The sequence below is a fragment of the Streptomyces sp. CRCS-T-1 genome, from assembly GCF_024442335.1.
GTDB classification, from domain to species: Bacteria; Actinomycetota; Actinomycetes; order Streptomycetales; family Streptomycetaceae; genus Streptomyces; species Streptomyces koelreuteriae.
The window spans coordinates 30,181-48,719 of the sequence record NZ_CP101651.1 but is presented as its reverse complement, the minus strand read 5'-3'; the positions used below and the strand labels follow the sequence as shown (position 1 = coordinate 48,719).

General features: G+C 70.9%; 19 protein-coding genes. 12 read left to right on the top strand and 7 right to left on the bottom strand.

Features of this window, described 5'->3' with window-relative positions; genetic code table 11:
• Nucleotides 1–49: 49 nt before the first annotated feature.
• A complete protein-coding gene (locus NNW99_RS00210; protein ID WP_215116536.1) occupies nt 50–1,495 on the bottom strand; it encodes a glyceraldehyde-3-phosphate dehydrogenase in 1,446 nt (481 codons plus the stop codon).
• A gap of 146 nt (nt 1,496–1,641) precedes the next feature.
• Here NNW99_RS00210 and NNW99_RS00205 point away from each other — a divergent pair, with 146 nt between their 5' ends.
• The 8 genes from NNW99_RS00205 (at nt 1,642) to NNW99_RS00170 (ending at nt 8,033) form a co-directional block, all read left to right on the top strand.
• Nucleotides 1,642–2,511 (top strand): hypothetical protein, encoded by an 870-nt coding sequence (locus tag NNW99_RS00205; protein WP_215116535.1) that lies wholly within the window; start codon nt 1,642–1,644, stop codon nt 2,509–2,511.
• Nucleotides 2,512–2,531: 20 nt separating this feature from the next.
• Nucleotides 2,532–2,690, top strand: coding sequence for a hypothetical protein (locus NNW99_RS00200; RefSeq protein WP_215116534.1), 159 nt, complete (start codon nt 2,532–2,534; stop codon nt 2,688–2,690).
• The gene (locus NNW99_RS00195) at nt 2,687–3,310 is read left to right on the top strand and encodes a CoA transferase (protein WP_251057651.1); all 624 of its coding nucleotides are present in this window, start codon (nt 2,687–2,689) and stop codon (nt 3,308–3,310) included. Before NNW99_RS00200 ends, NNW99_RS00195 begins: the two co-directional genes overlap by 4 nt.
• On the top strand, nt 3,300–3,944 hold the full coding sequence (locus NNW99_RS00190; protein WP_251057650.1) for a CoA ester lyase: 645 nt from the start codon (nt 3,300–3,302) through the stop codon (nt 3,942–3,944). Before NNW99_RS00195 ends, NNW99_RS00190 begins: the two co-directional genes overlap by 11 nt.
• The gene (locus NNW99_RS00185) at nt 3,941–4,234 is read left to right on the top strand and encodes a hypothetical protein (protein WP_251057649.1); all 294 of its coding nucleotides are present in this window, start codon (nt 3,941–3,943) and stop codon (nt 4,232–4,234) included. Before NNW99_RS00190 ends, NNW99_RS00185 begins: the two co-directional genes overlap by 4 nt.
• Nucleotides 4,235–4,385: 151 nt before the next feature.
• On the top strand, nt 4,386–4,823 hold the full coding sequence (locus NNW99_RS00180) for a Fur family transcriptional regulator (protein ID WP_215116533.1): 438 nt from the start codon (nt 4,386–4,388) through the stop codon (nt 4,821–4,823).
• A 51-nt stretch (nt 4,824–4,874) separates the two neighbouring features.
• Nucleotides 4,875–7,094, top strand: coding sequence for a catalase/peroxidase HPI (gene katG / locus NNW99_RS00175; protein WP_215116532.1), 2,220 nt, complete (start codon nt 4,875–4,877; stop codon nt 7,092–7,094).
• 165 nt (nt 7,095–7,259) lie between these two features.
• Nucleotides 7,260–8,033, top strand: coding sequence for a carbonic anhydrase (locus NNW99_RS00170; RefSeq protein ID WP_215116531.1), 774 nt, complete (start codon nt 7,260–7,262; stop codon nt 8,031–8,033).
• 45 nt (nt 8,034–8,078) lie between these two features.
• On the opposite strand, the gene NNW99_RS00165 is transcribed toward NNW99_RS00170, so the two are convergent.
• Together NNW99_RS00165 and NNW99_RS00160 are read right to left on the bottom strand one after the other, a co-directional pair.
• Nucleotides 8,079–9,476 (bottom strand): Tat pathway signal sequence domain protein, encoded by a 1,398-nt coding sequence (locus tag NNW99_RS00165; RefSeq protein WP_215116530.1) that lies wholly within the window; start codon nt 9,474–9,476, stop codon nt 8,079–8,081.
• Between the two features lie 117 nt (nt 9,477–9,593).
• Entirely contained in the window at nt 9,594–11,312 is a 1,719-nt protein-coding gene (locus NNW99_RS00160) for a VanW family protein (RefSeq protein WP_215116529.1), read from the bottom strand.
• A 218-nt stretch (nt 11,313–11,530) separates the two neighbouring features.
• Here NNW99_RS00160 and NNW99_RS00155 point away from each other — a divergent pair, with 218 nt between their 5' ends.
• The 3 genes from NNW99_RS00155 to NNW99_RS00145 all read left to right on the top strand — a co-directional run bounded on the left by NNW99_RS00155 (nt 11,531) and on the right by NNW99_RS00145 (nt 14,453).
• Nucleotides 11,531–12,796, top strand: a complete 1,266-nt coding sequence (locus NNW99_RS00155) for a glycosyltransferase family 4 protein (RefSeq protein ID WP_215116528.1) — start codon at nt 11,531–11,533, stop codon at nt 12,794–12,796.
• Nucleotides 12,793–13,602 (top strand): transferase, encoded by an 810-nt coding sequence (locus tag NNW99_RS00150; RefSeq protein ID WP_215116527.1) that lies wholly within the window; start codon nt 12,793–12,795, stop codon nt 13,600–13,602. Before NNW99_RS00155 ends, NNW99_RS00150 begins: the two co-directional genes overlap by 4 nt.
• Nucleotides 13,603–13,790: 188 nt before the next feature.
• Nucleotides 13,791–14,453, top strand: a complete 663-nt coding sequence (locus tag NNW99_RS00145) for a YceI family protein (RefSeq protein ID WP_215116526.1) — start codon at nt 13,791–13,793, stop codon at nt 14,451–14,453.
• A 21-nt stretch (nt 14,454–14,474) separates the two neighbouring features.
• Here the strand turns inward: NNW99_RS00145 and NNW99_RS00140 are convergent, their stop codons facing one another.
• The 4 genes from NNW99_RS00140 to NNW99_RS00125 all read right to left on the bottom strand — a co-directional run bounded on the left by NNW99_RS00140 (nt 14,475) and on the right by NNW99_RS00125 (nt 17,832).
• Nucleotides 14,475–14,972: a molybdenum cofactor biosysynthesis protein gene (locus NNW99_RS00140; protein ID WP_215116525.1), complete on the bottom strand. Its 498-nt coding sequence runs from the start codon at nt 14,970–14,972 to the stop codon at nt 14,475–14,477.
• Between the two features lie 42 nt (nt 14,973–15,014).
• Nucleotides 15,015–16,016: an MASE1 domain-containing protein gene (locus tag NNW99_RS00135; protein WP_251057648.1), complete on the bottom strand. Its 1,002-nt coding sequence runs from the start codon at nt 16,014–16,016 to the stop codon at nt 15,015–15,017.
• 59 nt (nt 16,017–16,075) lie between these two features.
• Nucleotides 16,076–16,906: a PP2C family protein-serine/threonine phosphatase gene (locus NNW99_RS00130; protein ID WP_215116523.1), complete on the bottom strand. Its 831-nt coding sequence runs from the start codon at nt 16,904–16,906 to the stop codon at nt 16,076–16,078.
• 122 nt (nt 16,907–17,028) lie between these two features.
• Nucleotides 17,029–17,832: a DUF817 domain-containing protein gene (locus NNW99_RS00125; RefSeq protein WP_215116522.1), complete on the bottom strand. Its 804-nt coding sequence runs from the start codon at nt 17,830–17,832 to the stop codon at nt 17,029–17,031.
• Nucleotides 17,833–17,932: 100 nt separating this feature from the next.
• Between NNW99_RS00125 and NNW99_RS00120 the strand changes: the two genes are divergently transcribed.
• A complete protein-coding gene (locus tag NNW99_RS00120; RefSeq protein ID WP_215116521.1) occupies nt 17,933–18,538 on the top strand; it encodes a DUF998 domain-containing protein in 606 nt (201 codons plus the stop codon).
• The last annotated feature ends 1 nt before the right edge of the window (nt 18,539 follow it).

Here is an 18,539-nt window from a genome sequence, read left to right as displayed (position 1 = left end):
GCGCGCCGTCCTGGCACGCCCCGCGTCGAAGAACCCTGCAGACCGGGGATCAGACCGCCGGAGCCGGGTACGTCGGGTACTCCACGCCGGACACGTGCTGCACGACGCGGATGACCTGGCACGAGTAGCCGAACTCGTTGTCGTACCAGAGGTAGAGGATCGCGTTGTCGCCCTCGACCTTGGTGGCGCCGGCGTCGACGATCGAGGCGTGGCGCGAGCCGATGAAGTCGCTGGAGACCGCGTCCGGGGCGCTGATGAAGTCGATCTGGCGCTTCAGCGGCGAGGTCAGGGAGACCTCACGGAGGTAGTCGAGCACTTCCTGGCGGGTGGTCTCCCGCGCGAGCTGCAGATTGAGGATCGCGATGGAGACATCCGGCACCGGCACCCGGATGGAGCTGCCGGTGATCTTCGCCTTCAGCTCGGGCAGCGCCTTGGAGACGGCGGAGGCGGCACCGGTCTCGGTGATGACCATGTTGAGCGGCGCGGAGCGGCCCCGGCGCTCGGACTTGTGGTAGTTGTCCAGCAGGTTCTGGTCGTTGGTGAACGAGTGGACGGTCTCCACGTGGCCCCGCTGGACCCCGAACTCGTCGTCCATCGCCTTCAGCGGCGGCACCAGCGCGTTCGTGGTGCACGACGCGCAGGACAGGATCTGCTCGTCCGGCTTGATCGTGTCGTGGTTGACGCCGTGCACGATGTTCGGGACGTCGCCCTTGCCGGGCGCGGTCAGCACGACCTTGTCGATGCCCGGGCGCAGGTGCTGCGACAGGCCCTCGCGGTCGCGCCACTTGCCGGTGTTGTCGATGAGGATGGCGTCCTTGATGCCGTACGCCGTGTAGTCGACCTCGGACGGGTCGTTCGCGTAGATGACCTTGATCTCGTTGCCGTTGGCGATGATCGTGCTGTTCGCCTCGTCGACGGTGATCGTGCCCTGGAACTGACCGTGGATCGAGTCGCGGCGCAGCAGCGAGGCGCGCTTCACGATGTCCTGGTCGCCTCCACCGCGTACCACGATGGCCCGCAGGCGCAGACCGTTGCCCGAGCCGGACTTCTCGATGAGCAGCCGGGCCACGAGCCGGCCGATGCGGCCGAACCCGTAGAGGACGACGTCACGCCCCTCGCGGCGCTCGATCTTGTTGGCCCCGGTGGCACCCGCGACGGCCTCGGCGGTGAACTCCGCGATCGACAGACCGCGGTCGTCCTCGCGGTACGTCGCGGCCAGCATGCCGATGTCGATCTGCGACGGCCCGAGGTCGAGCTCGGCCAGGGTCTTGAGGAAGGGCAGCGTCTCCGTGACGGAGAGCTCCGCACCCGCGATCTGGCGGGCGAACCGGTGGGTCTTGAGGATGCTGACCACCGACTTGTTCACCAGGGAGCGGCTGTGCAGCAGGACGGTCACGTCCTGCTCCCGGTGCAGCTTCCCGATGATCGGGATCATCGACTCCGCGATCTCCTCGCGGTTCTTCCAGTTGGTGAACGAGTCGTCGTTGACAGTCACAGATCCATCTTTCGAGCTAGGCGGCGCTCATATGTTAAACCGTCGATTTCCCGATCATGAACGGGGTACCTCCGGAGCCTTCCGCGAGCCCCGGACAGCGCGCCCTGAGACGATCGAAACGGAGCTGCCGGGCGAAAGGGACGCTCATGGAGTACGACGCCGTGGCCGACGAGCTGTACGCCCTGCGGCCGGAGGAGTTCACCGCGGCCCGTGCCTCCGCCGTCGCCGCCGCCCGTACCGCCGGTGACCGGGACCTCGCCGAGCGGATCGGCGCCTTGCGCAAGCCCAGCCTCGCGGCCTGGGTCGGCAATCTCCTGGTCCGTGGCCTCCCCGGCGAGGTCGAGCCCCTGCTCCGGCTTGGGGAGGGGCTGCGGCAGGCCCACCACGACCTGGACGGCCCCCAGCTGCGCGAGCTGAGCCGGCAGCAGCACGCGATCGTCCGCGCCCTGTCCGCCCAGGCCCGGCAGCTCGCCGTGGAGGCCGGTCACCCGGTCGGCGAGGGCGTGCTGCGCGAGGTCGAGAACACCCTGCACGCCGTTCTGGCCGATCCCGAGGCCGCCCAGGCCTGGGCGAGCGGCCGGCTGGTCAAGCGGCTCAGTGCCACCGTCGGTTTTCCGGCCGTGGGGGAGCGGGCTGTCACGCAGGACGCCGGGGCCCGGCGTCGCCCAGTCGCCCCTTCCCGCCCGGACCGCAAGGCGGACGGGGAGCGGCGGCTGGCCGAGGCCCGGCGGGACGCCGAGACCGCCGAGCGGGAACTGCGGGCGATGCGGGACGAGGCGGCGGCCGCCGGCCGGGCCGCGGACGAGGCGACAGCGCAGGTGGACCGCCTGCAGCGGCGAGTCGGCGAACTCACCGAGGAACTGGAACGCGCCAGGGGCGAGCACGAGCAGGCCCGCTTCGCCCAGCGGTCGGCCAGGGAACGGGCGCGCACGGCCGACCGCCGCGTCCGCGAAGCCGATCGCAAGGCCGCGACGGCCGCCGCCAAGCTCGAACGCCTGACCTCCACGAACGCCTGAGCCTCCGTCAGAGGGAGACGGTGAGGAGGGCGCCGGCGGTCATCACGAGCGTGGTGGCGAAGGCCCAGCGGAAGATGAAGCGCTGGTGCTCGCCGAGCTGGACGCCGGCCGAGAATGGCGGCCCGGGCGACCTCGGCCGGGTCGGTGCCGAAGCCGTGCGCCGTCTCGGCGAGGCGTGACCATCGACGGCGAGTGGATCGACCTCGCCCTCTTCGAACTCCTCTTCCGCCTCGTCGAGTGGCAGGTCATCGTCCACGACCAGCTCGGCACGGTGCCGCAGCGCTCCGGCAACCAGCTGGCCGTCGCCCCCGCCGCCGTGATCAACACCTACCGCTCCCGCGACGAGCAGTGGATCACGGTCACGTCCGCGACCCTGCGCTCGGTACGCAACGTGGCCCGGCTGCTGGGCCTGCCGGAGGAGGAGTTCGCCACGTCGGAGCAACAGCACGCCCGCCGCGGGGAGCTGGACGACGGGCTCCGGACCTGGGTGGCGGAGCGCACGGAGGCCGAGTGCCTGGAGGCGTTCGCCCGCGCCGAGGTCGTGGCCTCCCGGGTGTTCGACGCGGCCGACATCGCCGCCGACCCCGTCTACGCCGAGCGCGACGACATCGTCACCGTCGACGACCCCGACCTGGGCGAGGTGCGCATGCAGGCGGTCATCCCGCACTTCCGGAAACGCCCCGGCCGCGTCTGGCGCACCGGCCCCGCACTCGGCCAGGACAACGACCTCGTGTACCGGGACTGGCTCGGACTGAGCGACGAGGAACTCGCGGACCTGGAGAAGAACGATGCCGTCTGAGCCCGGAACACCCCTGAGCGGCGAGGCCTGCACCACGGCATCCCTGAGCGCCACGGCACCCCTGCGTGCCGCTGCCCCCCTGCGCTCCCTCCTCTTCATCCCAGGCCACCGCACCGACTGGCTCCCCAAAGCCCGCGCCACCGGTGCCGACGCCGTCATCCTCGACCTGGAGGACGCGGTCCCCACGCCCGACAAACCGCTCGCCCGTGCCCGGGTCGCAGAAGCCCTGGCGGAGGCCGCCGCGGAACCGGCCGGTGCCATGCCCCTGTTCGTCCGGATCAACCCGCTCGACGACTGGACCGCCGCCGAGGAACTGCGTGCCGTCGTACGCCCCGGAACGGCTGGGATCGTCCTGCCGAAAGTGCACACCGCCGCCGACGTACGCCTCGCCGACCGCCTGATCACCTGGTGCGCGACCCTCGTCCCCCTGCTGGAGTCGGCCCGCGCGCTTCACGACGCCTACGACATCGCCGCCGTGGCCCCCCGGGTCGCACACGCCGGTGCGCTGACCGCACCAGGCGGCGACGTGGAGCGCGCCGTCGGCTACCGCTGGAGCCCCGAGGGCATCGAGACACAGGCGCTGCGCTCCCGCGTCCTCCTCGACGTCCGCGCCGCCGGAGCGCCGTACCCGTGACCGGACTGTGGACGCACATCGCCGACCTCACGGGCCTGCGCGCCTTCGCGGAGCAGAACCGCGCGCTCGGTTACGACGGAATGATGGCCATCCACCCGACCCACGTCCTCGTGATCAACGAGGTCTTCGCCCCCACTCCCGAAGAGCTCGACCGCTCTGCCCGCCTGGTCGCCGCCGTGGAGTCGGCCCAGAGCGCCGGCACGGGCGCGCTCACCTTCGAGGGCCAGATGGTCGACGAGGCCATGGCGGCAACGGCCCGAGCGGTGCTGACACGCCACGGACACGCCTGACAGCGGCCGACGCCGGACCAGGGCACAATCGCTGTGACGGAGCTCACAAAGCCGTACGGGGGCCGCCGCGCAAGGCCTCACGAACACGACACCTAAATTGAACCGTTCGTTTTCTTGAACCAGTCGTGTTTGTGGCGTTAGGTTGTCCGGCATGACCGCATCCCGGAACCCGACCACCGCCGAAGAGCTCCGCGGTGCCGGCCTGCGGGTGACGGCCGCCCGCGTCGCGCTGCTGGAGACCGTGCGGGACGGTGACCACCTCGGGGCCGAGGTGATCGCCTCCGAGGTCCGCGGCCGCGTCGGCCACATCTCCGTCCAAGCCGTGTACGAGGGGCTCCACGCACTCACCGCGGCAGGCCTCATACGCCGCCTCGACCCGCCGAACAGCCCGGCCCTCTACGAGGGACGGGTCGGTGACAACCACCACCACCTCGTCTGCCGCTCGTGCGGGGCCGTCGCCGACGTCGACTGCGCGGTCGGCCACGCCCCCTGCCTGACCGCCTCAGACGACCGCGGCTTCGCCGTCGACGAGGCCGAGGTCATCTACTGGGGCCTGTGCCCCGCCTGTTCCACCGCACGCAGTTCCTGAGCAATGTGATCCACCCGAGCACCGTGATCCACCCCGTCCGGAAGGATTTCCATGACTGAGAACCACGACGCGATCGTCACCGACTCCAAGTCGGAGGAGACGGGAGGCGGCTGCCCGGTCGCGCACGGCCGCGCGCTGCACCCGACCCAGGGCGGTGGCAACCGCCAGTGGTGGCCCGAGCGTCTCAACCTGAAGATCCTCGCCAAGAACCCCGAGGTGGCCAACCCGCTCGGTGGGGACTTCGATTACGCCGAGGCCTTCAAGAACCTCGACCTCGACGCCGTCAAACAGGACATCGCCGAGGTGCTGACCACCTCGCAGGACTGGTGGCCCGCCGACTTCGGCAACTACGGCCCGCTGATGATCCGTATGGCCTGGCACAGCGCGGGCACCTACCGCATCAGCGACGGCCGCGGCGGCGCCGGCGCCGGACAGCAGCGCTTCGCCCCGCTCAACAGCTGGCCGGACAACGGCAACCTCGACAAGGCCCGCCGTCTGCTGTGGCCGGTCAAGAAGAAGTACGGCCAGTCCATCTCCTGGGCCGACCTCCTGATCCTCACCGGCAACGTCGCCCTGGAGCAGATGGGCTTCGAGACCTTCGGCTTCGCCGGCGGCCGCGCCGACGTCTGGGAGGCCGAGGAGGACGTCTACTGGGGCCCCGAGACCACCTGGCTCGACGACAAGCGCTACACCGGCGACCGCGAGCTGGAGAACCCCCTCGGCGCGGTCCAGATGGGCCTCATCTACGTCAACCCGGAGGGCCCGAACGGCAACCCGGACCCGATCGCCGCGGCCCGCGACATCCGTGAGACGTTCGCCCGCATGGCGATGAACGACGAGGAGACCGTCGCCCTCATCGCCGGTGGCCACACCTTCGGCAAGACCCATGGAGCCGGCCCCGCCGACAACGTCGGCGCCGACCCCGAGGCCGCCTCCATGGAGGAGCAGGGCCTCGGCTGGCGCAGCACCTACGGCACGGGCAAGGGCGGCGACGCCATCACCTCCGGCCTGGAGGTCACCTGGACCACCACGCCGACCCAGTGGAGCAACGGCTTCTTCAAGAACCTCTTCGAGTTCGAGTACGAGCTGGAGCAGAGCCCGGCCGGCGCCAACCAGTGGGTCGCCAAGGACGCCCCGGAGATCGTCCCGGACGCGCACGACTCGTCGAAGAAGCACCGCCCGAAGATGCTCACGACCGACCTGTCGCTGCGCTTCGACCCGATCTACGAGCCCATCTCCCGCCGGTTCTACGAGAACCCGCAGGAGTTCGCGGACGCCTTCGCCCGCGCCTGGTTCAAGCTGACCCACCGTGACATGGGCCCGAAGTCCCTGTACCTCGGCCCGGAGGTCCCGGCGGAGACGCTGATCTGGCAGGACCCGCTGCCCGAGGCCGAGGGCGAGACCATCGGCGCCGGGGACATCGAGACCCTCAAGACCAAGCTCCTCGAGTCGGGCCTTTCCGTCTCGCAGCTGGTGTCCACCGCCTGGGCCTCGGCGTCCACCTTCCGCGGCAGCGACAAGCGCGGCGGCGCCAACGGCGCCCGCATCCGCCTGCAGCCGCAGCGCGGCTGGGAGGTCAACGAGCCCGACGAGCTCGCCCAGGTCCTGCGCGTCCTGGAAGGCGTCCAGGAGGAGTTCAACTCCGGTGCGAAGAAGGTCTCCCTGGCCGACCTGATCGTCCTCGGTGGCTCCGCCGCCGTCGAGAAGGCCGCCAAGGAAGCCGGCTTCCAGGTGCAGGTTCCCTTCACCGCGGGCCGCGTGGACGCGACGGAGGAGCACACCGACGCCGAGTCCTTCGAGGCGCTCGAGCCGACCGCCGACGGGTTCCGCAACTACCACGGCAAGGGCAACCGCCTGCCGGCCGAGTTCCTCCTGCTCGACCGGGCGAACCTGCTCACCCTGAGCGCCCCCGAGACGACCGCCCTGGTCGGCGGCCTGCGTGTCCTCGGCGCCAACTACCAGCAGTCCCCGCTCGGCGCCTTCACCAAGACGCCCGGTTCGCTGACCAACGACTTCTTCGTCAACCTGCTCGACCTGGGCACCACGTGGAAGTCGACGTCCGAGGACCAGACGACCTTCGAGGGCCGCGACGCCGCCACCGGCGAGGTCAAGTGGTCCGGCACCCGCGCCGACCTGGTCTTCGGCTCGAACTCCGAGCTGCGCGCGCTCGCCGAGGTCTACGCGAGCGACGACGCGAAGGAGAAGTTCGTGAACGACTTCGTCGCCGCGTGGGTCAAGGTCATGAACCTGGACCGGTTCGACCTGATCTGATCAACCCCGCCTGAACAGGACGCCCCCGGGTCCACCCGGGGGCGTCCCTCGTTCTCCCTGAGGGACCGTCAAAAACCGTTCAAGGTAAGAACATCACTTACCCAACTCTCACCATGAAACGGCAAGGAACGCGGCCGGGCGCACATCCGGGCATACGTTCTGGTCGTGAACACAGATTCCGCTGCCCACAGAGGCGCCGGCCGTGAACCGCACCCCTTCGCCGGTCCACGGCCGAACACCGGTGGCACCGTCCGCCGCACTCTCCTGCGCACCGCGCTGACCGGGGCCGCGGCCCTCGGCGCGGGCCTCGCCGCCGCCCGGCCGGCCACCGCCGCCCCCACCCGAGGCGCACGGCCCGGCACCCCGGCCGAGGCCCTCAAGGAGCTGGCCGCGGGCAACCGCCGCTGGCGCGCCTACCGCGAACGCCACCCGCACGAAACCCCCGAGATCCGGCGGACGTTGGCCACCGCCCAGCACCCCTTCGCGGTCGTGCTCGGCTGCATCGACTCCCGTGTCCCCCCGGAGCTGGTCTTCGACCAGGGACTGGGCGACCTGATGACCGTCCGCACCGCCGGCGAGGTCCTGGACGAGGCCGTGCTCGGCAGCGTCGCCTACGGCGTTCTGGAACTCGGCATACCCCTGGTCGTCGTGCTCGGGCACCAGTCGTGCGGTGCGGTGCGTGCCGCCGTCGAGGCCGAGCAGTCCGGGACCCGTCTGCCCGCGCACATCCAGTACCTGGCCGACCGGATAAGCCCGGCCATAGACCACAGCAAGGAAGGCGACGCCCGCGTCGACGCGACCGTAGACGCCAACGTCAGGCTCGTACGCTCCAAGCTGGCAGCGGAGCCCGACCTCGCCGCCAAGATCACCAGCGGCAAGCTGGCGATCGTGGGCGCCCGCTACGAACTGACCGACCAGACCGTTCACCACGTCCGTTGAGAAGCCGCCCGGTCCGCCGCACGCGTCGGCGGACCGGGCGGCCCGTCAGGCTTGAAGCGGATTGAAGCGCGCCGCGGCCATCAGGTACCAGGCGGTCGCCCCCGTGTGCCGGTACGGGTAGTAGCCGAAGCCGAACCCGGTGTCCAGCGGACTGCTCGCGGATACGACTCCGGCCCGCTCGGGGAGGGCCTTGCCACCGACGGTCTGACCGCCGCCCAGCAGGTCCTGGGCCTGCTCGATCGAGGAGAGCAGCCGCCGGGCGCGGGCCTCGTCCCCACGGTCGCGCCGGTCCCGCAGGGCGAGCGCGAGATGAGCCGTCCCCTCGAACCACACCCCGTTGCGGTCGGGCCTGGGCTGGCCCTCGGCGATCGGCGCGTCCTCGTTCGCCACGAGGCTCGCCGAGCTGAAGGTGACCCCCTCGTACGACTGCCCCGCGGGCACCGTGCTGTTCCTGCGCCCGGCGTGATCCAGGACGGCCAGCTCGGCCGCGGCCCAGTCCAGCGAACGCGAGTAGCCACGGCCACGGGAGCCGAGCGCGAGATGGGTCCAGGTCTGGGTGTCCTCGGGAATCGGGGACTTGTTGACGGTCACCCCGTCGTTCGTGCCGGTGTAGAAGAAGCCCCCGGACGGCTCCCACATCCTCCGCACGAACGCCTCGGCCCGCCCGCGCCGTGCCGCCCACACCCGGTCCCCGGTGAGCCGGGCGAGCCGGCCGAAGAGACACACCAGGTCCGTGTTGTGCTCGGTGGAGGTGAACGGCAGCTTCTGGTTCGCCCCGTCCACCCCGAACTTGTAGCCGCCGAGCGGCTCGTCGGTCCGGCCGGTGCGCTCGATCCACTCGCCGATGCGTACGGCACCGGCGAGGAAGCGGCGCGCCTTGGTACGGCGCGCCAGGGCGCTCAGCGCGATCCCCGCCCAGGCCATGTCGCCCACGGCCGTGCCCGTGAAGCCGAACTGCGTACCGACGTTGGCGGTGCCGTCCGCCCGTACGAAGCCGTCCGGCTGCCGCGATCCGTCGTAGAAGGTGTACGGCCCGACGTTGTAGGCCTGCCGCAGCCTGCCGTCGTCGTAGGCCGGGTCGTGGGACTGGGCGTAGAGCAGGGCGTCACCCAACGCCGTGGCCCTGCTGAGACCGCCCGCGGTGCGGGCCGCGAGGTGGGCCAGGACCGCCAGGGCGTTGTCGTAGGTGAACGCGGTGCTGAACAGGCCGGCCTGGTCGGTGTAGCTCTGGGTCAGGCGGATGCTTCCGTGGTCGGGATAGGCGTCCATGGCCGCGGCGAGGAAGGCCCGTCCCCGAGCCGGGGCCGATCCCGCGCGGCCCGTGGCCGAACCGGCCGCCATGGCCTGCCCGGAGCCGGCCGCGGCAAGCCCCATGGCACTGATGCCGAGTCCGGCACCGATGAGCGAACGCCGGCTGAACGCCGGGCCTTGTCTGCCAGTCATGGATCTCCCTTGAGAGCGCTCTCAGCACACTGCGCGCTCATTCTGCTGACGCCTCGGGGAGGGGTCAACGCCCCGGCGGGAAAGGAGAGTTCCCAGCGGAGAGGAACGGCGGGTGGATCACTCGCACACGATCTCGTCACGCGGGGTGTAGTGCGTGCGGTACGGCTCGCGCTTCACTTCCCGGCCGTCGTTGTAGAAGACGCGTTCCACGGTGACGTCGAACCCTTCGAGGGGCGTCTGCGGTACGCACTCCTTGTCCTTGCTCTTCTTCTTCGACGGCTTCTTCACCTCGGTGCGCGGCCCCTTGACCGACTTGATCTCGTCGTACGGGCGGGTGCCGAGGAAGGAGACGGTCACGGACGTGTCCGTGGACTCGGCCTGGATGTAGATCGCCTTGCCGGAGTCGTTGGTGAAGCGCAGGTCCAGGCTGCCCCAGGCGACCGTGGCCTCGCGGCCCTCCGGGTAGCGCTCGATGTAGAAGGAGTGCGCGCCGTGCTCCACGGGCTTGACCCCGGCGAAGAACAGCGCGTTGTACATCGTCGTCGCCACGGCCGAGACGCCGCCGCCGGACGCCTTCGTGAACTTGTCGTCGAGGATGATGATGCCCTCGACGAAGCCGTTCGCCTCGGTGCGCTCGCCGACGGTCCGGTTGAAGCTCCACGTCTCGTCGGGCCTGACGACGGAGCCGTTGATGAGTTCCACCGCCCGGCCGATGTTCTTCGTGCGGTACTCGGCCGGTTCGAAGTGGACGGTGAAGGAGGACATCTTCTCCGTCAGCCCCAGCTCCGGGGCGTTCTCCCGGGTCACCTCCGGCTGGGTCTCGCGTACGGCCACCTCGCCGTCGCGGTCGGCGCCCGATCGCGTGAGCAGCGGCAGCACCGCCTTGCCCAGCGCCTTGTCGGTCACCTCCCGGCCGACCCTGGCGTCCTCTTCGACCACGACCTCGTCGCCGGCCGCCCCCAGCCTGGCGTTCTCGGCGGTGGTGGTGACCTCGTCCAGCGGGCCGGCCACGGCGGGGTCGGTGCGCAGCCCCTTGGCGTCGAGCTCCGGTCTCAGCGTGCCGTCGCCGTCCGGCCGCAGCGACAGATGCTCGCCGAGCACGTCCTGGCCGACCGTGAACCGCCGGCCGGCCGCGGTGAGCGTGACGGGCGCCGACACGGCCGGCTCCGCGAACGTACGCACCGCCCGCCGCACCTCGTCGGCCGTGACCTTCGGCCGGGTCTCACGGGCGGGCAGCGACGTGACCGCGCCCGTGTCCCCGCGCAGGAAGGAGGTGCGCAGGGGAGCGACCGCGGCGTTCACGTCCAGCGCGTACCCCGTGCGCGGCGCGACCTCCTGGACCCGCCCGCCGTCGAAGGAGACGGCACCGTCACGGACCTTCTGGTCGAGCCCCTTCGCCAGCCGCCCGAGGGCCGCCCGGGCCTTGACCTCGTCGAGACGTACGACCGGCTCGATCACGCCGCCCGAGCGGAAGAGGCCGCCGAACACGCTGACCGGATCGGCACCGGTGCGTGCCGCCTTCTCGACGGTCTCCCGGACGTCGAAGGATAGCCCGGCGCCCCGCGGATCGACCGAGCCCGTGCGTTCCCCGACCCGCACGGGCAGCTCCCGCGAACCGTCCGCGCCCAGCCGCCGCTCCAGCTTGCGCACCGCCTCGGCACGGCTCAGCCCTCCGATCTCCACCCCGCGCACCGTCGTGCCGGTGTCGATCTCCCCGCCCGTGAGCATCAGCCCGGTGAGATACATACCGCCCACCCCCACGGCCAGCGCGCCTCCGGCCAGGGCGAAGGGCGGCAGGGACGTGATGCGCGGAACGGAGGATATGCGGGGGCGCATGGGTCTCCTGAAGATCGATACGAGGGTGCACCCGATGACGCGACATTGCTGCGGGCAAACACAACAAGCTATCCACAACCGGGCGGCAAACCGGTATGGCCCAGACCACTTATGTCCGAGATCACGTCGGAACCGGCGGGAAAGCCCGCCCTGCGCTCCACGGCCACAGAGTGGTAACGACGAACAACGAACCGGTCGTGGACGCGGTCTAGGCCACCATGAAGATCTCTTTCCTGATCCACAACGCCTACGGAATCGGAGGCACGATCACCACCACGTTCAACCTGGCCGGGGCGCTCGCCGAACGGCACGACGTGGAGATCGTCTCCGCCTTACGCCACCGGGAGCACCCCAACCTCACCCCGCACCCCCGGGTGCGGCTGCGGCCGCTGGTGGACCTGCGCAAGGAAGCGGACGATCCGCTGCACCGGAGACCGGCGCGGGTGTACCCGCCCGCCGAGTACCGCCATCACCAGTACAGCGAGCTGACCGACCAGCGGATCGGCGAGCACCTCGAGTCGCTCGACGCCGATGTCGTCATCGGCACCCGCCCGGGCCTCAACGTGCACATCGCCCGCCAGGCCCCGCAGCACGTCCTGCGCGTCGGCCAGGAGCACCTCACCCTGGACAACCACTCGCCGAGGCTGCGCACCGCGCTGCGCCGCGCCTACCGCCGCCTCGACGTGATCACCACCGTCACGGAAGCGGACGCCGCCGCCTACCGGCGCAAGATGTGGCTGCCCGGCGTCCCCGTGGAGGCCCTCCCGAACAGCGTCCCCGACCCCGCGCTGCCTCCCGCCGACGGCACCGCCAAGATCGTGATCGCCGCCGGCCGGCTCGTGCGCGTGAAGCGCTACGACCTCCTCATCGAGGCCTTCGCCCAGGTCGCCGCCGCGCACCCGGACTGGCAGCTGCGCATCTACGGCAAGGGCGAGGAGCAGCCCGCCCTGCGGCAGCTCATCGAGCGCCTCGGCCTGTGGAACAACGTGTTCCTGATGGGGGCCGCCACCCCCATGGAGGCCGAATGGGCCAAAGCCTCGATCGCCGCGGCCACGTCCGACTTCGAGCCGTTCGGCATGACCATCGTCGAGGCGATGCGCTGCGGACTGCCCGTCGTCAGCACCGACTGCCCCTACGGCCCCGGCGAGATCATCAAGGACGGAGTCGACGGCCGGCTGGTGCCGGTCGGAGACCGCGCCGCCCTCGCCTCGGCCCTGCTCGAACTCGTCGGCGACGACGAACGACGCCGCCAAATGGGCCGCACCGCCCTGGAGAACGCCCACCGCTTCGCCCCGAGCCCGGTCGTCGCACAGGTCGAACGCATCATCGACGAGGCCATGACGGCCAAGAGCACAGGCCGACGGGCCCCCGGGCGACAGCGCCGTACGGACAGTCCGCTGGCCGGACGGGGCCACGCCGCCCGCGACCTCGCCCACACCGCGGCCACCGGCGCCCTGCGCGCGATACGGAAGGGACAACGATGAGCAAGCACCAGGACACCCCCGTGCGCACCGACTGCGCCATCGACACCGACGGCCGGATCACCTTCCGCCTCCCCTCGACCTCGGCTCCCGGCCCCCGGCTGCTCCTGGTGCTGCGCCCCAAGAAGGGCCGGCCCGAGACGACCCGCCACCACCTCGAATTGCACCCCGACCCGGCCGACGGCAGATGGCACACCGTGCTGGAACCGCACCAGAGCCTCGACGAAGGCCGCTGGGACCTCTATCTGCTGCCGGAACCGGGAGCCGAACGGCAGCGGCTCCGCCCCGGCCTGCGGGACCTGCGCGTCCTCGTCGACGGACACCTCCGCGACCGGCCCTCGCCCGTCGCCGTGAGAATCCCGTACGTCACGAAGGACGGCTTCCTCGCTCTGCGGACCTGGCTGCGCACCGCCCACGCCGAGGCCCGCGCCATCGACGTCACCGACCGGGCCGTCACGGTCCAGGCCCGTCTGCACGGCGCCCGGCTCCACGAGGACGCCACCGTGCGGCTGCGCCTGCGCGGCAGCGACACCGTACGCAGCCTGAGCCCCCGGATCGACGAGGACGGCAAGGGCTTCTCCTTCACCGCCGACCGACAGGACCTGGCGGTCGACGGCGGGGGAGCGGGACGGTTCTGGGACGCCTTCGTCCGGCCCACCGCCGAAGCGCGGCAGGTCAGGATCGGCCGGCTCCTCGACGACGTGGCGGACCGCAAGCACGTGTACGTCTATCCGGCGATCACCGCGGGCGGAACGGTCGCGCGTCCGTACTACACCGTCGACAACGACCTCGCGATCGAGATGACGTAAGCCGAATACCGACATGCCCGAAATGAAAATCCATGGAGTTTCGGGTGGTTATTTCGTCAAAGCGCCGCGACAGGCATGTGTGGGTTTTGTGCAAAGCGGCGGCAAAAAGGGGCAGGCGCTCGTTCTCAACAGCCGCAAAAGGGAAGGGGACTTGCGGCAATAACCAAACTCAAGTACCTAGATGAATCATGAACCTGTTCAACCGCGTCGTGTCGTCCCGCCGGCAGGCGCCGCCCGTCCCCCCACAGCGCCCGGCCGGCGCACCGGCATCCCCCACTGCCGTGCTGCCGGACCCCCAGCTGACGAACCTCACCGGTGAATGGGTCGTCGACCCCGCGCACAGCAGGATCGGCTTCTCCGTCCGGCATGCCATGGTGACCACCGTGCGCGGCTGTTTCCTGGAGTACGAAAGCCGGCTCTACTTCGACGCGCGCGACCCCGCCCGGTCGCGCGCCGACATCACCCTGTTCACCTCCAGTGTCGACACCGGGGTGGAACAACGCGACGCCCACTTGGTCGGCCGTGACTTCCTGGACGCCGCGACCTATCCGCGTATGCGCTTCACCAGCACCGGCGTGGAACAGACCGGCTCGGACCTCTTCCGCATGTCGGGCGAGCTCACCATCAAAGGCGTCTCACGACCCGTCGTCCTGGATTTGACCTACATCGGACACGTCACCGACCCCTTCGGATACGAAAGGGCCGGATTCGACGGCACCACCACCATCAACCGCTCCGACTGGGGGCTCACCTACAACAGCAGGCTGGCCGAGGGCGGCGCGATGGTGAGCGAGAAGGTGCGTCTGCAGCTGGACATCGCCGCCATCCGCATGGCCCCGTCGGCCGGCTGACACTCCGGGCGGCCCCACGGCTCACGACGCGGCGTCGGCCCCGGTCACGACACGGAACCTGGCCGGGCCCAGCGTGAGGACCCCGTCGCTCAGCGGCGTGCACCGCACACCGCCCCGCCCGCGCAGGGCACGCTGGCTGCCGGGACCGATCGTCACGTCCATCCAGGCGCAGGGCCGGGCCGGGCGGTGCACGGCGAACTCCACCGGCCCGCCGCCGCAGTCCAGGGAGATCGTCGTACCGACGCACGAGTCGATGTCGACGCCGCCGAGCAGGATGTTCCGGCGCGTGTGCCGAAGATCGGCGTCCTCCGGGAGGCTCTCCGCGGCCATGATGGTCACCGACGCGTTCCGGTGGGCGGGCCGGGCGTAGTAGCGGTCGCCGACCAGTCCCAGACCGCGGCGCACCTCCGCCCGGGAGACGCGCTCGTCCGACGGGCCGGGGGAGGGCCCGTCCGACGGCCGTCCGGCCAGCCGGTGCGCGGGCGACACCAGTAGTTGCAGCACCTCCACCTCGGTCATGACGCCCACCCTACGACCCGGTGACGGGCCGGCCCGGGGCCGTCACTCGTCCTGCCTCCGCCCGAGCCCGCCCTCCTCCAGCGGGGCCCGGCCGTCCGCCGACTCGCCCGCGGTGAGGTGCTCCAGGACCTCGACGAGTTCCTGGCACGCGCGCTCCACCGAACGCCGGGTGTTGATCTGCTCGGTGATCACGGCCGACAGGATGAGCGCGGTCAGGGCCATCGCCCCGTTGAAGGCCTGCAGCTTGAGCATCACCTCCACGCGGCTGAGCCCGTCGAACGGCCCGATCCCCTCGGTCGCCGACACCGTGACCATGATCGAGGCGAAGAGCGCGCACAGCATGCTGCCCGCGAGCTGGAAACGCAGGGCCGCCCAGATCAGCAGGGGATAGACGAGGAACAGCAGGCTGAGCCAGCTGTGCGCGGCGAGCGGTACGACGCAGCAGGCGATCAGCGCCAGGCCCGTGGCCTCCTTCCAGCGGGTCAGCGGCAGGGGCGGGCGGAAGCGGGCCAGCAGGAGCAGCACCGGGGTGATGATCAGCACGCCCATGGCGTCGCCCACCCACCAGGCCAGCCACACGGCCCAGAAGCTCGGCCAGTCGAGCTTGCCCGTGACGATCAGAAGGCCGGCGCCCACGGTCGAGCTGATCAGCATGGCCGTGAACGCGCCGAGGAACACCAGGGCGAGACCGTCCCGCAGCCGCGCGAGATCGGTCCGGAACCCGGCCCGGCGCAGCAGCAGGTACCCGACGACGGGCGCCGCCGTGTTGCCCACGAGAACGCCGAGCGAGGACGGCGTGAGGGAGGTGATGGACACGATGATGAGAAAGGCGCCCAGGGCGATCCCCGGCCAGCAGCGCAGCCCCAGGAGCAGCAGGAAGGCGACCGAGACGCCGGTGGGAGGCCAGATGGGGGTGACCACGGCGCCCTCGACGACCAGCTCCCGCAGCAGGCCCAGCTTGCCCGACACGTAATAGCAGGCGGCGACGGCCAGCGTCTGCAGAGCGAGGACGACCGGCTTGCGCAGATCCTGGCTACCCACCACAGCGCCCATCAGACACCGAGGTCGCCGCGTCGGCGAGGTGGGAGCGGGGCCCTGCGGCCCTATGGCTGAGCGTCCGGCCCGTCGAGGCCGACCACCAGGACGGCGGCGTCGTCGTCGTGCCCCACCCGCTCCGCACCCTTGATCACGGCCGCCGCGAGCGCGTCCACGTCCATGCCCGCCACCGCCGCGATGCCGGTGAGCCGTGTCACCGTGTCCAGCCCCTCCTCGAGCGGCATCGACGGCCCCTCCACGACACCGTCCGTGAGCAGGACGAACACCCCGCCCGTGGTGAGCTCGTACCGGGTCACCGGATACCGCGTCCCCCTCTGGACGCCGAGAGGCGGACCGCCCTCGTCCGCGGTGAGGCCGGACTTCCCGTCGGCCGTGGCCCAGATACAGGGCAGATGTCCCGCCCGCGCGCTCTCCAGCACCCCGGCGCACGGATCGAGCCGCATGAAGGTGCAGGTGGCGAACAGGTCCGAGCCGAGGGACAGCAGCAGATCGTTGGTCCGGGCCAGGACCTCGCCCGGCTCGCTGGTGACGGAGGCCAGGGCCCGCAGCCCGGCCCGCACCTGCCCCATGAAAGCGGCCGCCTCTATGTTGTGGCCCTGGACGTCACCGATGGACAGACCGATCCGGCCGTCGCTCAGCGTGAAGGCGTCGTACCAGTCGCCGCCCACATTGAGGCCCTGGGTCGCGGGCGCGTACCGCACGGCCAGATGCAGCCGCCGGGCGACGGGCAGATCCCGCGGGAGCATGTCGCTCTGCAGCGCGAGGGCCAGCTCGACCCGGGAGCGCTGCATCTCGGCCTGCGCTCGTGCCTGGGCCGTCAGATCCCCGAGCCTGGTCAGCAGCTCGTCGCCGTCGTCCGTGGTGCCGGTGCGGGACATTGATCACTCCGGCGAGGGTGGTCACGATCGGTGAGAACCCTCGATGGCAAATCATCTCAATTACGTCCATAGGATGATACTCAGTCGAGGGCTCCGACGACGACCGGCACTCTCGCGCTCGCTCACCGCACCGACCGGACCGCCCCGGAATCCACCCGCCGGCCGACCGCCGCCAGGACGAACGTCACGCTGATCAGCAACGCCCACGCGCCGAACTTCGCCACCCCCACGGGCTCCCACCCGTGCTCCTGATACGGATAGCGCCACGCCCCGACCAGGGTGGCCAGATTCTCCGCCACCCACAGAAAGAACCCGATCAGGACGAACGACACGGCCAGCGGCATCCGCCGGCGCACGCCCCGCACCGTGAAGCGCACCGACGTCCCCGTCGTGACGGCCACGAGCAGCCCGGCCAGCACCCACCGCACGTCGGGCAGCCAGTGATGGCTGAAGAAATTGACGTAGACGGCCGCCGCCACCGCGGCCGTCGCACGCGGCCGGTAGCCCACGATCTCCAGGTCGAACAGATGCCAGGCGCGACAGATGTAGCTGCCGACGGCCGCGTAGAGAAACCCGCCGTACAGCGGGACACCCGCGAACTTCAGCACACCCGGCTCCGGATAGCTCCAGGACCCCAGCGACACCTTCACCAGCTCGAAGGCCAGCCCGATGACATGGCAGACCGCGATGACGGCGACGTCCCGCCCGTTCTCCCAGCCGCGCATCCAGAACACCAGCGTGAGCAGCACGCCGTAGACCACCAGCAGGTCGTAGCGCGCCACAGGGAGATCGGGCAGCAGCGTGGACACGGCCACACCGCACAGCAGGGCGATGGCGAACGCGCAGGCCCGCGTCTGCGTCCAGGCGAAGTCGAGCAGCTGACGCACCGGTGCGGCCCGAGGGCCAGGGAAGCCTGAAGAGATCATGGTGCCCTGTAGGACGGCACCGCGCGCCGACCGGTTGCGACGACCCTCCCACCCGCCGCTCATGGGGCGAGGGGCCGAAGATCCGCTTTACGGTGTCCTGGTGCGATCTGTTCCCAAATGGGTCCTGCTGTCGTCCGGCTGCGCGCCCGTCGTGCTGATCATGGGCTGGGCGGTGGCGGCATCCCTGCAAGGCCCCTCCTACGACCCCGCCGCCCAGACGATCAGCGTCCTCGCGGCCCCCGGCGGCTCCAGCTACTGGGTGATGACCGCCGCCTTCGTCGCCCTGGGCGTCTGCCACCTGCTCACCGCGTGGGGACTGCGCCCCGCCGCGCCCGCGGGACGCGCGGCCCTGGCGGCCGGGGGACTGTCGGCCCTGGCCGTGGCCCTGTTTCCGACCCCGAGCAGCGGCGGCTCCCTCACCCACGGTTCGATCGCCGTCGTGGGCTTCGTCGTCCTCGCGCTCTGGCCCGTCCTGGCCGCCAGAAGGGGCGACGCCGTGCCCTGGGCCCTGAGGCCGTTCCCCTCCCTGGGGGCGACAGCCGTGATGGCGATGGGCGCGGCATGGTTCCTGGCCGAACTCCACCAGCAGGGCGCCCCCGGCGCGGCTGAACGCGCGGTGACCACGATCCAGTCGGTCTGGCCCTTCGCCGTGGTCCTGTCCTGCTTCTCCCTTCCCCGGTCCGCCCACGAGGAGTACCGAGGCTGAC